The following is a 15,689-nucleotide window of genomic DNA, read 5'->3' on the forward strand; positions in this document are numbered from 1 at the left end:
CAGAGATAGTCACACACGAATACCAGTAGGAGAAACCACATGGCATCGACGCCAAGCATTGTCATTATCGGAGCTGGAATCGTCGGCACGAACCTGGCCGATGAACTAGTTACCCGGGGTTGGAACAACATCACTGTCCTTGACCAAGGGCCACTGAACATGCCCGGGGGGTCGACGTCCCACGCCCCCGGTCTTGTCTTCCAGACCAACGCCTCAAAGTCCATGGCACTCTTCGCCAAGTACACGGTGGAGAAGCTATTGTCCTTGACCGAGGACGGCGTCAACTGCTTCAACCAGGTCGGCGGCCTCGAGATCGCCACCACCGAGACGCGTCTCGCTGACCTGAAGCGAAAGCTCGGATACGCAGCATCGTATGGAATTAGCGGCAAGATGCTTTCGCGTGAAGAGTGCATGGAGCTCTATCCCCTCCTGAACGAGGAAGACATATTAGGTGGACTCCATGTCCCCAGCGACGGTCTGGCCGACGCCGCCCGCGCCGTTCAGCTGCTGATCAAGCGCACGGAAGCCGCGGGCGTCACGTACCGGGGCAAGACCACGGTGACGGGTATTGAACAGTCCGGCCGACGCGTCACGGGCGTCCAGACGTCCGGAGGTGTTATCCCAGCTGACATCGTGGTTTCCTGCGCAGGCTTCTGGGGTGCCAAGATCGGCGAAATGATCGGCATGTCCGTTCCTCTTCTGCCCTTGGCCCACCAGTACGTCAAAACCACTCCGGTGCTGGCGTTGAAGGGCAAGAACGACCTGCCCAACGGGGCCTCCTTACCCATTCTGCGACACCAGGACCAGGACTTGTACTACCGCGAGCACGGCGACTGCTACGGCATCGGGTCCTACGCTCACCGCCCCATGCCCGTTGACCTTGACGAACTCGGCACCTTTGAGCCCGCCGCGATCAACGAACACAACATGCCCTCCCGGCTGGATTTCACCTTGGAGGACTTCCTTCCGGCGTGGGAAGCCACCAAACGGATCCTGCCCGCGCTGCAGGAAAGCGACATTGAGGATGGCTTCAACGGCATCTTCTCCTTCACCCCCGACGGCGGATCCCTGGTGGGCGAGTCCAAGGAATTGGACGGCTTCTTCGTCGCCGAAGCCGTGTGGGTGACTCACTCTGCTGGTATAGCCCGCGCCGTTGCCGAACTGCTGACCACCGGCAGCTCAGAGATTGATCTGGGTGATTGCGATATTCATCGCTTTGAAGAGGTCCAGCTGACCTCGGAATATGTCAACGAGACGTCACAGCAGAATTTCGTGGAAATCTACGACGTCCTCCACCCACTCCAGTCCAAGCTCTCCCCCCGCAACCTCCGTGTGAGTCCGTTCCACGCCCGCCACAAGCAGTTGGGTGGGTTCTTCCTGGAGAGCGGCGGATGGGAACGCCCCTACTGGTTCGAAGCTAACGCAGAGCTGCTGAAAGAAATGCCGGACAGCTGGCTGCCGCCAGCTCGCGACGCCTGGTCGGGGATGTTCAGCTCGCCCATCGCCGCCGCTGAAGCTTGGAAGACCCGCACGGCAGTGGCCATGTACGATATGACTCCGCTCAAGCGCCTCGAGGTCTCCGGCCCGGGAGCACTGAAGCTGCTGCAGGAACTCACGACCGCGGACATGGACAAGAAGCCCGGCGCAGTCACGTACACACTCCTGCTGGACGACACCGGCGGCATCCGCAGCGACATCACTGTGGCCCGGCTGAGCAAAGACACCTTCCAGCTCGGAGCAAACGGAAACATCGACACTGCCTACTTTGAGAGGACAGCCCGTCATCAGACTGAAAGCGGGAGCGCCAGCGACTGGGTGCAGGTGCGCGACACGACGGGCGGCACGTGCTGCATTGGCCTCTGGGGCCCCCTCGCCCGGGACCTGATCAGCACCGTCAGCAGTGACGATTTCAGCAATGACGGTCTCCGTTACTTCCGCGCCAAAGAGGTAGTCATCGGCGGCGTCAATGTCACGGCCATGCGCCTGTCCTACGTCGGCGAGCTGGGCTGGGAACTCTACACAAGTGCAGACAATGGGCAGCGCCTCTGGGATGCGCTGTGGAAAGCCGGCCAGCCTCACGGTGTCATCGCGGCAGGCCGTGCAGCGTTCGGCTCGCTGCGCCTAGAAAAGGGTTACCGCTCCTGGGGCACGGACATGACCACCGAGCACGACCCCTGGGAAGCCGGACTGGGGTTCGCTGTGAAGATGGCCAAAGAATCCTTCGTCGGCAAGACAGCGTTGGAAGGCCGGAGCGAGGAAAACTCCGCGCGGCACCTGTGCTGCCTGACGGTCGACGACGGCCGGAGCATCGTCCTGGGCAAAGAACCGGTCTTTTACAGAGACCAGACGGTCGGCTACATCACCAGCGCTGCCTACGGCTACACCGTCGCCAAACCGATCGCCTACGCGTACCTTCCTGCGGCTGTCAGCGTGGGGGACTCGGTTGAGATCGAGTACTTCGGTCGGCGCATCCAGGCCACGGTCACCGCAGATCCTCTGTACGACCCCACGATGACCAGGCTGCGCGGCTAACACCCCGCCGGACCATTCCGGGCTGATATTCAGCAAGACACATGATCAGTTCAGAAACAATCAATGGCTACCTCGTCAGGCCTTGCCTCACGCGAGCCCACCCCCGGCGGCGGCGGCGCAGCCATCCACGCCGCTCAGGGGGCGGCACTCGTTGCCAGGGTTGGCAGGTACACCGCCGGCTCGAAATACGAACAGTACGCCAAACTCGTCCAAAGGATCATCAGCGCTGCGGACGCGCTGGTGGGCCACCACCGCAGCCCGGGTGAACATCGACATCAACGTGGTGGCAATCAAAGATGCCGCGCAGTCCCCGGTAAGGATGTAGTGGACCCTTCCCGGTGTCTGCCGGACAGAAAGGGAACTTATCTCAGCACTCGATCACGTTCACGGCGAGGCCACCCCGAGACGTCTCCTTATACTTGGTCATCATGTCGGCGCCGGTGTCGCGCATGGTCTTGATGGCTTTGTCCAGTGACACTTTGTGACTGCCGTCCCCATAGAGGGCCAGCCGTGCGGCGTTGATGGCTTTGACGCTGGCAATTGCGTTTCGCTCGATGCACGGGATCTGTACGAGCCCACCCACTGGATCGCAGGTCAGACCCAGGTTGTGCTCAATGCCGATTTCCGCGGCGTTTTCCGCCTGGATGGGCGTTCCTCCCAGCGCTTCACAGAGGGCTCCAGCGGCCATAGAGCAGGCTGATCCAACCTCACCCTGGCATCCGACCTCCGCGCCGGAGATAGACGCGTTGAGCTTGAACAGAATTCCGATCGCCGCGGCTGTCAGCAAGAAACGCACGACGCCGTCGTCGTCGGCCCCGGGGACGAACTTCAGGTAATAGTGCAGCACAGCCGGGATAATGCCGGCCGCCCCGTTGGTGGGCGCCGTGACGATCCGGCCGCCTGCCGCATTTTCTTCGTTGACCGCAAGAGCGAAAAGGTTGACCCATTCCATCGCCCGCAGAGGGTCAGCGGGGTCCTCCGGCGCCTGTAGAGCACGGAACAGCGCCGGTGCCCGGCGAGTGACCTGCAGGCCGCCGGGTAGAATACCGTCTGCAGCGCACCCGTCCGCCACGCATGCCTGCATAACGGACCAGATGTTCAGCAGCTTCGCTCGCACCTCGACCTCCGTGTGCCAGGTGAGCTCGTTGGCCAGCATCACGGTGGAGATACCCAGTCCCTCCCGGGCGCAGATAGCCAGAAGCTCATCGGCCGTGGTGAACGGGTACGGCAGAACGGTTTCGTCCACAACAACCCGGTTCACCCCCACGGCCTCCTCATCCACGACGAAGCCTCCACCGACGGAATAATACGTGCGCTCCCGCACTACAGCGCCGTCGTGGCTCATGACCCGAAAGATCATGCCATTCGGATGTGCAGGCAATGACTTCCGCCGGTGCAGGAGCACATCCTCGGTGAAGTTGAAGTCGATGCCGTGCCGGCCAGCCAGCATCAACCGCGCGTCCAGCGCGGCCGCCGCCACCCGGTCGTCCGCCGTTGCAGTGTCCACGGTTTCCGGTGTCTGGCCCTGGAGCCCCAGAACCACGGCCTTGTCCGAGCCGTGGCCGCGGCCGGTCGCACCCAGCGAGCCGAACAACTCCACCCGTACCCGCACGACGCCGTCCAGCAGTCCGTCGCGGACCAGCCCCTCGGCGAAGCGCTTGGCCGCGCGCATCGGGCCCACCGTGTGCGAGGAGGAAGGCCCGATGCCCACCGAAAAGAGGTCCAACACGCTCAACGCCATGGTTTACCCTGCGCTGCCTTAAACTCACGCATACCGTCCAAGAGCCAGCGACCGAGGTAGTCGGCAAAAGACGCTCGCGGGAATACGCGGAACGTTTCATTGCCGGTCTTCCACAGGACGACCGGAACGTTACCGATCACGGTCGCGATTGCCGTGCCGGTGCGGAAGGACCGGGGATGCAGGTCGGCCGCGCAGCTCTTCTCCAACACAGCCTGAGCAGCGGAACCGGCAAGTTCGAAAGTGGTGCGGTTGCTGGACAGATCGACGACTTGTCCAGCTCCATCGCCGAGGGCTGCCGCCAGCTCGGCAGCAAGCGTGCCAGCCACGGCCTCCTCCTGGGCAACCAGCAGAAACTCGTCCGGCCCCAACCACAGCACGGCCGTTGCGTCGGCCCCGGTGGCGACCTGCCCACATTCGGTCGGCAGACCGCCGGTGACGATGCCGATGCTGCGGCCGCTCGCAGACAGCGGATCAACACGGATGCCCACCATAGCTTGGAAGGGTATTTCCCGCAGGGAGACCTGGGCGTCCCCTGCCGTGGTTTCAGCAAAAGCCGCCCAGAGGTGTTCCGCGGGACTGTGACGGCGCGCGCCCGGGCGCTTTTCGTAGACAGCCGAGGTTTGGGCATCCGTGCTTTCAATCGTGTCAACCATCTCGGCGCTTCCCTTCGACATCAAAAAGTACTGGATTCCCCACGACGACATCCACCAGCTCTGTGCCGACGACAGCCACCAGGCGTTCGCCGATTCGATCTCGACCGTTCTTGATCAGCGCGAGCCCGAAGGACCGGCCCAAAGCCGCACTGTGATAGCTCGACGTAACGAAACCCTGCATTGGAACGGGGCCGGCGGCGGGAGTGATGGGCACATCTGCGTCGACGAGCTGGGTGCCCTCCGGCAACCGGATGGTGCCGTCTGTGGGCATCACGCTTACCAAATGTTTCCGGCCCTCCGAGCGCGCATCGGCACGCTCGTACGAGCGTTTGCCGATGAAGTCCTTGACCTTGGAGACCACCCATTCCATGCCCGCGTCCTGCGGGGTCACGGTGCCGTCGGTGTCCTGTCCGACGATCGGGTATCCTTTTTCCGCGCGCAGCACGTGCATGGTTTCCGTACCGTACGGAGTGATGTCAAACGCCGCTCCGGCTATGGTCACGTCTTCCCAGATCTGGAGCCCGTACCAGGCCGGCACGTTGATCTCGTAGGCCAGTTCGCCGGAGAACGAGATACGGCAGACTCGCGCCGCGACGCCGGAGGCGAGCACGGTTTCCCGGAACGTCATGAATGGGAAGGCCTCGGTGGAAAGGTTGAGCTCAGGCGCGAGCCGGGCCAGCACCGCGCGGGATTTCGGCCCGACGACGGCAATGGTGGTCCACTGCTCTGTCACCGACGTGCAGCTCACGTCCAGCTCCGGCCACTCGGTCTGTAGCCATTCCTCAAGCCAATCCAGCACTTTCGCCGCACCGCCGGTGGTCGTGGTCATGAAGTAGCGGTCGTCATCCAGTCGCAGCGTCACCCCATCGTCGAAGATCATGCCGTCGGGGGTGCACATGACGCCGTAGCGGGCCGAACCGGGTGCAAGCTTCTTGAACGCGTTGGTGTAAATCCGGTTGAGAAATTCTCCCGCTCCGGTACCACGGATTTCAATCTTGCCCAAAGTCGTGGCGTCCATATAGCCCACCGAACCGCGCACGGCAGCGCATTCACGCAGCACGGCAGCGTCCATGTCCTCGCCCGGCAGCGGGTAATACCTCGGCCGTTTCCACTGGCCAACGTCCTCGAACACGGCACCGCGTTGTTCATGCCAGGTGTGAATGGAGGTGCGGCGGGCGGGCTCGAACAGGTCCCCGCGCTGCCGTCCAGCCAGGGCTACGAACGACACCGGCGTGAACGGGGCACGGTACGTCGTGGTGCCGATCGAGCCGATGTCGGGGTCAACAGCAGTGCCCTGCTGGCGAAAGGCCGCAGCAATGACGCCGATCGCATTCACGCCGGAGGTCTTGCCCTGGTCGTTGGCGGTGCTTATGGAGGTGTAGCGCTTGATCAGCTCCACGCTGCGGAGCCCTGCCCCCGTGGACCGCCAGACGTCGGCCACACTCTGGTCGCGTTGGAAGTCGACGAAGTGATGGTGCCAGTCGGATGCCGTCCCTTCAACCCCGCCGACCAGCCAGAGGGCACGGGTCGGTGCGGTGGGCTGCGCCGGGCGAGCCGGGCGGGCTAGTACAGCGATGGCAGCATTAACGGCGTGGCTCGTGCTGAATCCGGCGTTGACGGCGGCGACCGCCCCCGCTGAAGCCCCCTCGGCGACGCACTCTGCCAGTGCGTAACTGCCGCGAGCTGCGCCGACGACCTGTTGGTTGCGGACCACTGTCGATGGCACGAATCCGACCAGGTCCTGATCCCATCGCAACCTGCCCTGGGCCTGGCTGTGCAAGTGCACGACGGGGCTCCAGCCACCGGAGATTGCCAGCAGGTCCGCCTCGAATTCCTCGCTGCCACCCACCGGTACGCCGTCGGCATCGATGCAGGCAACCGAGACCCTCTCCAGGCGATCCTCACCCGCGGTGTTCACCACAGCGCTGCCGTAGAGAACTCGCACGCCCGAGTCGGCGGCCACGAGCGTTGCGAGCGCCGACGGCTCCGACCGGGCGTCGACCACCACCGCCACCTCGATCCCCACCGCACGCAGGTCGCTGGCGAGCAGATATGCGCTGTCATTCGTGGTGCTGATCACAACCCGGGAACCGGCGGCCACACCGTAGCGGTTGAGATAAGTGCGGGCAGCGGAAGCCAACATGATGCCGGGGCGATCGTTGTTTTCAAAGACGATCGGGCGTTCGTGCGCGCCGGTCGCCAGCACTACCTGCTCGGCACGGATGTGCCAGATGCGCAGGTGTGACACGCCGTCGGCCGGAGCCGTCTGCAGGTGGTCGGTGCGGTTCTCGACGGCGATGAGAAAGTTACTGTCATAGGAGCCGAACACCGTGGTGCGGTGCAGCACCGTGCACTCGGGAATGGTGGCCAGTTCGACCGCAATGTCAGTGACCCACTTGAGTGCGTCCACCTCCGCCACGTACTCATCGCGGCCTGAAAGCAACGCCCCGCCCAATTCGGGCTGGTCATCGATAAGGATGACGCGCGCACCGGTGCGGGCTGCGGCCCGTGCCGCTGCCAGCCCGGCTGGTCCGCCGCCGACCACTAGAACGTCGGTGTGAACATACTTCTTGTCGTAGACCGCTTTGTCATCGCTCGGGTCGAGCTTGCCCAGGCCGGAAAGGAATTCAGCCTCGAGGCCGTCAACCAGTGCCACAGTTGTGGCGGGGAGCATGGATTCGGCGACGTGGCCCGGGAATCGTCCCGCCACCTTGACCAGCGCGTTGGACTCTTCAACGCCAGCGGACATGATGCCCCGCGGTCGGTTTTCATACAGGGAATTCCCGACAGTCACGCGACCTGCGGCGAGCAGTGCGGAGGCCACGGTATCGCCAGGATGGCCGGTATATTCAACGCCGTCCACGGTGAAGTTGCAGATCGTGCGGCGGTCAATTCGTCCACCGCTGCTGAGCCGATTGGATTGGGCGTACTGACGGGTCATGGCTGTGCTCCTTCCAATGCTGCGAGCACAGCGGCGCTTCTGGTGGTGCCGGTTATGGATCGCGTCGGCCGCGGCGCTGGCGGCTGTTCGCCGATACGGTAAACGGCCGTGATGTCGTAGCTCACGGTGTCCCGGAGCATATTGAACCACTTCCGGCAGCCGACAGCATGCACCCAGCGCTCGGCAAAGAGCCCTTTCGTGTTCTGACGATAGAAGAGGTACTCCGCCCAGTCCCGGTCGCTGAGTTCCTCCGGATGCTCGGGGTAGGCCACGTGGGCTTGTCCCCCGTAGTGAAATTCGGTTTCATTTCGTGGCCCGCAGTTGGGGCATGGAAACAGCAACATGGCGTGCTCCTTACGATTCTGATGGGTCGGTTTCTAGTGAGCCACGGCGGCGGCGCCGTGCTCGTCGATCAGGGCGCCGGTTTCAAAACGTTCCAGCGAGAACGGCTTGTTCAGGGCGTGCGGAGACCCGGTGGCGATGGTGTGGGCGAAGGTCAGCCCGGCCGCTGGTGTTCCTTTAAAGCCGCCGGTTCCCCACCCGCAGTTCACGTACATGTTCTCTACCGGGGTCGTCCCGATGATGGGAGAGGCATCCATCGTGGTGTCGACAATGCCGCCCCAGGTGCGCAGTACATGGGCCCGGGCGAAGATCGGGAACAATTCGACGGCGGCGGCCATCTGTTCTTCGATGACGTGGAAGGACCCGCGCTGGCCGTAGCCATTGTAGGAGTCGACTCCGGCCCCCATCACGAGTTCGCCCTTGTGGGCCTGGGACACGTACACGTGCACCTGGTTGGACATCACCACCGTCGGGTGCACGGGTTCGTGCAGCTCGGAAACCAGAGCTTGCAGCGGGTGGGACTGGATCGGCAGCCGGAACCCGGCCATCTCGGCGAGCAATGAACTGTGCCCGGCCGCGCACAGTCCTACCTTGCCGGTGTGAATGGTGCCGCGGCTGGTTTCCACGCCGGTGACCCGGTCGCCGTCTTTGATGAAGCCGGTAACCTCACAGTTCTGGATGATGTCGACCCCCAGTTCGTCGCACTTGCGGGCAAACGCCCATGCCACGTGGTCGTGCTTGGCGATACCTGCCCGCGGCTGATAAGTGGCACCCATGACCGGGTAGCGGATGTTATCGCTGATGTTCAGGATCGGGCAGAGTTCCTTCACCTGCTGCGGGTCGAGCCATTCGGCGTCGACCCCGTTGAGTTGGTTGGCACCAACTCGACGGATGCTTTCACGAACGTCCCCGAGAGTGTGGGCGAGGTTCATGACACCACGCTGGCTGAAGAGAAAGTCATATTCAAGCTCTTCTGGCAGGATCTCCCACAGTTTGAGCGATTGCTCATAGATGGCTGCGCTCTCATCCCACAGGTAGTTGGAACGGATAATGGTGGTGTTTCTGGCCATGTTCCCGCCCGCCAGCCACCCCTTCTCCAGGATGGCGATATTCGTCATCCCGTGGTTTTTTGCCAGATAATACGCTGTCGCCAGACCGTGGCCGCCGCCACCGATAATCACGGCGTCGTACGACTTCTTGGGCTCGGGGTTGTGCCACAAAAATTCCGGGTGCTCCTGAAGAGGCTGGGTGCTCACTGTGCGACTCCACTCAGGACGGTCGCGGTTGTAGGCTCGGGCGAAAGCCGGGCGGACAGCTGCGGGTACAGCGGGAATGTCTCGGCCAGCTTCCTAACCCGCTCGCGCAACACGATCGCGCGGTCTTCGCTGAGGTCGCCCGTTATAGCCCGCGCGATGATGTCAGCCACCTCGGTGAATTCGGTGCGACCAAAGCCGCGGGTAGCCAAGGCGGGCGTGCCGATCCGTAGACCGGAGGAGATCATGGGTGGCCGCGGGTCGAAGGGAACGGCGTTGCGGTTGACGGTGATACCGATCCGGTGGAGCCGGTCCTCGCCCTGCTGACCGTTGAGTGCGGACTTACGGAGGTCCACCAACACGAGGTGTACCGCCGTGCCGCCGCCGACCACGGAGATTCCGTACTCGGCGACATCCGGGGCGAGCAGGCGATCGGCGAGGATCTTGGCACCCTCGAGGGTGCGTTCCTGACGCTCACGGAACGCTGGAGTAGCGGCAATTTTAAACGAGACTGCCTTCGCGGCAATGACGTGCTCGAGAGGTCCGCCCTGCTGACCGGGAAACACCGCGCTGTTCATCTTGCGTGCCAGGTACTGGCGGCTGAGGATCACGCCGCCCCGCGGCCCGCCCAGAGTCTTGTGTGTCGTTGTGGTGACGACGTCAGCGTACGGAACCGGGTTGGGATGCAGACCAGCAGCGACCAGCCCGGCAAAATGCGCCATGTCCACCATGAGGTACGCGCCGACAAGGTCTGCAATGCGGCGGAACTCCGCAAAATCGAGTTGGCCGGTGTATGCGGACCACCCGGCCACGATCAGCTTGGGTTGATGTTCGATCGTCAGCGATTCCACTTCGGCCATATCCACGGTCATGTCTGATTCACGCACGTGGTACGGCACGACGTTGTACAACTTGCCGGAGAAATTCAGCCGCATGCCATGCGTCAAATGCCCGCCGTGGGACAGGTCCAATCCCAGTATGGTGTCGCCCGGGTTGAGAAGCGCAGACATGGCGGCAGCGTTGGCCTGTGCGCCCGAGTGCGGCTGTACGTTGGCGGCCTCGGCGCCGAAGAGCGCCTTGACCCGGTCGATGGCCAGCTGTTCAATAACATCAACGTGCTCGCAGCCACCGTAGTAGCGTTTGCCCGGGTAACCCTCCGCGTACTTGTTGGTCAGCACGGAACCCTGGGCCTCCATGACGGCTGCGGGGGCGAAGTTTTCGGAGGCGATCATCTCAAGCGTCGATTGCTGGCGAACCAGCTCTCTGGTGATGGCCTCGCCGACCTCGGTATCTACGCTGGAGAGAGTACCGGTGAGCACATCGACCATGGGTTTGCTCCTTTGAAATGTATCGCTAATGCGCAACTGCTAGCCAATTGATATATCAGATTGGATGTAATATTAGAATGCGGGCGGCACGACGTCAAGGGCTTCCTACGGGCGAGCACCGCTAGGAGAAAACATGACGAGCATGGCAGCAGAGGGTGCAACAACGGAAACGGATCTGCCGTTGTCGGAGCAGGCTTACCGCAGTTTGCGCGACCAGCTGATTATGTTGGAGATACCCCCGGGCGACGCCATCAATGATTCAGCCTTGGCAGCGAGTTTAGGAATTGGGCGCACCCCGGTACGTGAGGCACTTAAACGTCTCGAGAGCGACCATCTCGTCGTCTCTTACCCGCGCCGGGGAACTTTTGCGACCCGCGTCGACTTCACCGAGTTGGCGGACATCTCGGAGATACGCCAACTCCTGGAGCCCCTCGCTGCGCGACGCGCGGCACGGAACGCCTCCGCGCCGATGCGGGAACTACTCCGGGATTTGGCCGCTGACATTGCCGGTTCAGAACCGGACAACGCGGATCAGCACGCACTGATGCGCTTTGACATCAAAGTACATCGGCAGATCTATGCAGCTGCCGCCAATCCCCATCTGAAAGACGTGCTGATCCGGTACGACAACCTGGCCACACGTATTTGGTGCTTGGCACTCGACAAGATCCCGTCCGTGGCCGGGCATATCAATGAGCATGTCAACCTGCTCCGGGCCATCGCCGACGGCGACTGCGAGCTTTCCGGTGCGCTGGCCCTTGAACACGTGACCAATTTCGAGAAGACCATCCGCACTGTCCTTTAGACGGCCGGTCGGGATAGACGCGCACGAGTTGGCTTTTCGTAGTGGGCTTTTGAGATCATAGAGTTTTTTTCGACGTCGACGTCGACGTCGACGTCGACGTCGACGTCGTCGCCGGCTCAGGGTCTCGTCGCGGGATTGAGCAAGCTGGCCCCGCTCGTCGATGTCTTTGCTCGCAGGACCAGGTCCAGGAGCGGAGTTCGGGTCGTTGATGCGCTGTTCAGTTCGCTGCGGCCACTACAGGCCATTGTGGTAGTTGACTGCGAGCGTCCCTGCATGTGGATGCGTGGTGTTTGCAAACCTTGGGCCACGATCATCACTTCGGCCTTCCGCGGCGAGCTCCGCCTGCCGACGGAGGGCTAGCGCACAGCCTGATTCACGGCCGCTCAGAAATCTCTGGACACATACCCGGTCCTGCCCTACGATATCGCTAATATATCTTTACTCATCAATTCAGGATATCAGTTCTATTTGCGATTTCCATTGAGTCATGCGGAACGAGCCCGTCCTAACCCACGTGGCGCGAACTTAGTCCCCTGCACATTAACCTCTGCATGATGATCATCAAATCGGGTGAGGTCCTCAACCTTCCGCCCAGTTTGACTCCCGCGGGCCATGTTTAACCGCAGGCCCATGCCTCACCTATCAAAGGACCCACTCATGGCTTTTAATAGTGACCTAAAATCCCATATACCCGAGGAGGTGCCTGCTGACAAAGGTGTGGCAGCGGCTCCGCGTAACGAAGAACCTAGAAGTGGAAAGAAGAATAAAGCAGTCATTAGTGTCCCCGGCGACGTAGACAGAAACCCCGCTGTCCTCGATCTGGAGGAAGGAGGTGCACCCCCCTTGCCGGACGTCGAGTACGAGCAAATCCTCGAAGAGCTGCGTCATGCCAAGACCGACCAAGCAGTTGCAGAACGCCGGAACCATAAACTCAGTCTCGACAAGATCACGTTTGGGATCACAGGCGTTATCGCCATTGCCTTTGTTATCTGGGGCTTCGTGGGACGCGACAGTCTGTCCGCCACTTCTACGGTTGCCCTCAATTGGGTCATGGAGTACACCGGATGGCTCTTCATGCTCCTGGCATCGCTTTTCGTGATCTTCGTGTTGTGGCTGGCCCTGGGCAAGTTCGGCAACATCCCGCTGGGCAAAGACGGCGAAAAACCCGAATTTCGCACTGTCTCCTGGATCGCGATGATGTTCGCCGCCGGTATGGGCATCGGGCTGATGTTCTACGGCGTGGCCGAACCGCTCTACCACTACATCTCCCCCCCGCCTGGCACCGTAGACGGACGGACCCCCGAAGCCATCCAGACGGCCATGGCCACCTCGATCTTCCACTGGACCCTCCACCCCTGGGCCATGTATGCAGTTGTCGGCATCGCAATGGCTTACGGGACCTACCGCTTGGGTCGCAGGCAACTGATCTCTGTCGCCTTCACGTCGCTCTTCGGCATCAAGATGGTCGAAGGGCCGATCGGGAAGTTCATCAACATTCTGGCTATTTTCGCCACCTTGTTTGGTACCGCTGCATCGTTGGGCTTGGGCGCCCTGCAGATTGGCAGCGGCATGACCTCCAACGGTTGGTTCGGCGAAATCGGTGCCCCCGTGCTCGTGGCGATCGTCGCCGTCCTGACCCTATGCTTCGTGGCTTCGGCGGTCTCTGGCATCAGCCGCGGCATCCAGTGGCTCTCCAACATCAACATGGTCCTGGCCGTCGTACTTGCACTGATCGTCTTCGTCGTCGGCCCCACCCTTTTCATCGTCAACTTGATCCCCTCCGCGGTCGGCGACTATGCCCGCGACCTGGCCGAGATGTCCTCCCGGACTGAAGCGGTCGGCGATGAGTCGCTGCGTAGCTGGATGAGCAGCTGGACTATCTTCTACTGGGCCTGGTGGATCTCATGGACCCCGTTCGTAGGCCTCTTCATTGCTCGCATCAGCCGCGGTCGCACCATCCGCCAGTTCGTCACCGGTGTGCTGCTCGTGCCGAGCGTCGTCAGCGTGATCTGGTTTTCCGTCTTCGGAGGCGCCGCTTTTCAAGTCCAGCAGGAAGCCGACAAGGCCAACACCCCCGGCTTGGTCACCATGGTCGACGGGACACCGTCCGTCAACTTCGACGGAGCACTCTTTGACCTGATCAAGAACCTGAGCATGCCTGACTGGGCTACCACTGCCGTTATCGTGCTGGCCATGGTTCTGGTCGCTATCTTCTTTATCACTGGCGCCGACGCTGCCTCAATCGTGATGGGATCGCTCAGCTCCAATGGCGCCGAACACCCCCGCCGCGGAGTGGTCATCTTCTGGGGCTGCCTCACCGGCGCCGTGGCGGCGGTCATGTTGCTGGCCGGCGGCGATGAACCATCGGAAGCCCTGGCTGGTCTGCAACGAATCACCATCGTGGCAGCGCTACCGTTCGTCATCGTCATGATGTTGCTCTGCTTTGCCCTCACCAAGGACCTGCGTCGCGATCCCCTTTTCTTACGGCGTCGTCTGGCCACATCCGTAGTGGAGCGGGCCATGCGCACTGGCATGGAACAACACGGCGGCGTGCAGTTCGACCTCGTGACAAAGCACGACTGCGCCGAAAAGTGCTCCGACGTGGACTGTCGGGGAGGCACTCCCACGGGGAGCATCCCAACCGTCGAGCCCCGGCATTCAGCCCCGGACAGTAAATAGCTGCGCACCTTAAGTACCAGCCCACCTCGGCGGCACGCGGTTTATCTCGGCCCGTGCCGCCTCGGCATACCCACCTCCAACGCATAGCACAGGTTATCTACATGTCCGAGTCCCGCGACCAGGAACAGACTCTACGGGTTAGCAGCGAAGGGAAAGCATTCGTAGGTATCCAGTTGGAGTGCTTAAATCCAGTGACTATTCGACTGCAGCTGGATGGGGGCTGCAATTGCCAGCACGACAACGGAACCGCCCCAGCTCGTATGTTGACAGTGACCTCGGTCCCCGCTGACTGCGGCGGCGTCCCACGCCCTGAAGAAGGACGGCTGCGCGGACGTGTCGCCACCATGACCTGCTGGCCGGTCGGCAACGTAACGTGGCCATCCGGTCTCAGAGATCGCCTTCGGGTCGGGTGGTGAGGATCCGATTGGCGCTAACCTGCAGGATGCCGAGCGACTCCTGGATCAGGGGCGACGCAATGCTGCCTTTGCGCACCGCAGCGACAATGCGGCGTGCCGGCTTCCACTTGCCGGAAATACGCAGTCGAACCACGTTTTCGGCACCGCGCAGGGGCGCCAGTCGCGGCAGCAGCCCCAGGCCCAGCCCGGCACCGACGAAGGCGATTAGGGTCTCCCATTCCACGGCCTCATGGGCAATTCGCGGTGTCACACCGATTGCCGTGAACGCTGCGGTGAATAGGGCATGGTAGGTAGAACCGGCGGCCTCGGTGATCCAGGGTTCCGGTGCCAGCTCTTCAAGTGTCACCGTTTTCCGCGATGCCAACGGATGGTCGGACGGAATGATCACATCCAGGGGATCGTCGAGTAAAAAGGTCTGCTCGAAGCGCGGATCGTCCTCAACATAGGTGTCGGACTGCATGGCGACGATGACCGCAAGGTCGATTCGCTCCGCAACCAACAAATCAAAGCAACGGGCCGGGTTCGCCTCGAGCACCTGCACCTCCAGCAGGGGGCGCGTCGAGTGCAGGGTGGCGGCCAGCGGCGCGAGCAACTGGGCAGCCGCCGTGGAGAATCCACCGAGCCCGAAACGGGACTGCACTTGGTCGCCGGCGTCCATGGCCGCGGCGCGCAGCATCTCCCATTCCGCAATGAGCGCGTCCGAGCCCGCCACGAGATAGCGGCCCGTGGCGGTCAGGCGTACCCCCCGGCCGTCCTTCGTTAGCAGCTGCATTCCAAGCACACGCTGGAGCTCCCGCAACTGCGCGGAGACGGCGGAAGCAGAATAGCCCGTGAGCTCCGCAGTTGCCCCAACGGTGCCGCACCGGGCAAACACCCGAAGCGTGATAAGCCGTGGATCGATCATGCACTTATTTTGCACTATTATTCGCTAAATCTTGCGCTTTTGTTGCAGATCGATGCTCCCTAATCTCAGAAATACCCGTTTTCGACAACGCCGGT

Annotated in this window: 12 protein-coding genes; 5 read left to right on the forward strand and 7 right to left on the reverse strand. The window is 62.2% G+C overall.

Features of this window, described 5'->3' with window-relative positions; all coding sequences use genetic code 11:
- The first annotated feature begins 39 nt into the window (after positions 1-39).
- Positions 40-2,532, forward strand: a complete 2,493-nt coding sequence (locus CXY83_RS05385; RefSeq protein ID WP_104196356.1) for an FAD-dependent oxidoreductase — start codon at positions 40-42, stop codon at positions 2,530-2,532.
- Between the two features lie 63 nt (positions 2,533-2,595).
- Complete coding sequence (locus CXY83_RS05390) at positions 2,596-2,991, forward strand: cyclodeaminase/cyclohydrolase family protein (RefSeq protein ID WP_233200619.1); 396 nt, start codon at positions 2,596-2,598, stop codon at positions 2,989-2,991.
- On the opposite strand, the gene CXY83_RS05395 is transcribed toward CXY83_RS05390, so the two are convergent.
- Genes CXY83_RS05395 through glyA form a run of 6 tightly spaced genes read right to left on the reverse strand, consistent with a single transcriptional unit; the run spans position 2,900 to position 10,790 of the window.
- A complete protein-coding gene (locus CXY83_RS05395) occupies positions 2,900-4,273 on the reverse strand; it encodes an L-serine ammonia-lyase (RefSeq protein ID WP_104196357.1) in 1,374 nt (457 codons plus the stop codon). The two genes, CXY83_RS05390 and CXY83_RS05395, sit on opposite strands and share 92 nt — an antisense overlap.
- Complete coding sequence (locus tag CXY83_RS05400) at positions 4,264-4,926, reverse strand: sarcosine oxidase subunit gamma (RefSeq protein ID WP_104196358.1); 663 nt, start codon at positions 4,924-4,926, stop codon at positions 4,264-4,266. The genes CXY83_RS05395 and CXY83_RS05400 overlap by 10 nt, the downstream gene beginning before the upstream one ends.
- Positions 4,919-7,867, reverse strand: coding sequence for a 2Fe-2S iron-sulfur cluster-binding protein (locus CXY83_RS05405; protein ID WP_104196359.1), 2,949 nt, complete (start codon positions 7,865-7,867; stop codon positions 4,919-4,921). Before CXY83_RS05405 ends, CXY83_RS05400 begins: the two co-directional genes overlap by 8 nt.
- The gene (locus CXY83_RS05410) at positions 7,864-8,211 is read right to left on the reverse strand and encodes a sarcosine oxidase subunit delta (RefSeq protein ID WP_104196360.1); all 348 of its coding nucleotides are present in this window, start codon (positions 8,209-8,211) and stop codon (positions 7,864-7,866) included. The genes CXY83_RS05405 and CXY83_RS05410 overlap by 4 nt, the downstream gene beginning before the upstream one ends.
- A 33-nt stretch (positions 8,212-8,244) precedes the next feature.
- Positions 8,245-9,465: a sarcosine oxidase subunit beta family protein gene (locus CXY83_RS05415; protein WP_104196361.1), complete on the reverse strand. Its 1,221-nt coding sequence runs from the start codon at positions 9,463-9,465 to the stop codon at positions 8,245-8,247.
- The gene (gene glyA / locus CXY83_RS05420) at positions 9,462-10,790 is read right to left on the reverse strand and encodes a serine hydroxymethyltransferase (RefSeq protein ID WP_104196362.1); all 1,329 of its coding nucleotides are present in this window, start codon (positions 10,788-10,790) and stop codon (positions 9,462-9,464) included. Before glyA ends, CXY83_RS05415 begins: the two co-directional genes overlap by 4 nt.
- Positions 10,791-10,923: 133 nt before the next feature.
- On the opposite strand from glyA, the gene CXY83_RS05425 reads away from it, so the two are divergent.
- The 3 genes from CXY83_RS05425 to CXY83_RS05435 all read left to right on the forward strand — a co-directional run bounded on the left by CXY83_RS05425 (position 10,924) and on the right by CXY83_RS05435 (position 14,274).
- Positions 10,924-11,595 (forward strand): GntR family transcriptional regulator, encoded by a 672-nt coding sequence (locus CXY83_RS05425; RefSeq protein ID WP_199184897.1) that lies wholly within the window; start codon positions 10,924-10,926, stop codon positions 11,593-11,595.
- A 57-nt stretch (positions 11,596-11,652) separates the two neighbouring features.
- On the forward strand, positions 11,653-11,955 hold the full coding sequence (locus CXY83_RS05430) for a GTP cyclohydrolase I (protein ID WP_255408734.1): 303 nt from the start codon (positions 11,653-11,655) through the stop codon (positions 11,953-11,955).
- 297 nt (positions 11,956-12,252) lie between these two features.
- The gene (locus tag CXY83_RS05435; protein ID WP_369831128.1) at positions 12,253-14,274 is read left to right on the forward strand and encodes a BCCT family transporter; all 2,022 of its coding nucleotides are present in this window, start codon (positions 12,253-12,255) and stop codon (positions 14,272-14,274) included.
- Positions 14,275-14,661: 387 nt separating this feature from the next.
- Here CXY83_RS05435 and CXY83_RS05440 read toward each other — a convergent pair whose 3' ends face one another.
- On the reverse strand, positions 14,662-15,594 hold the full coding sequence (locus CXY83_RS05440; RefSeq protein WP_104196365.1) for a LysR family transcriptional regulator: 933 nt from the start codon (positions 15,592-15,594) through the stop codon (positions 14,662-14,664).
- Between the last annotated feature and the right edge of the window lie 95 nt (positions 15,595-15,689).

Source organism: Cryobacterium sp. M15, from assembly GCF_002929675.1.
Taxonomy (GTDB): Bacteria; Actinomycetota; Actinomycetes; order Actinomycetales; family Microbacteriaceae; genus Cryobacterium; species Cryobacterium lyxosi.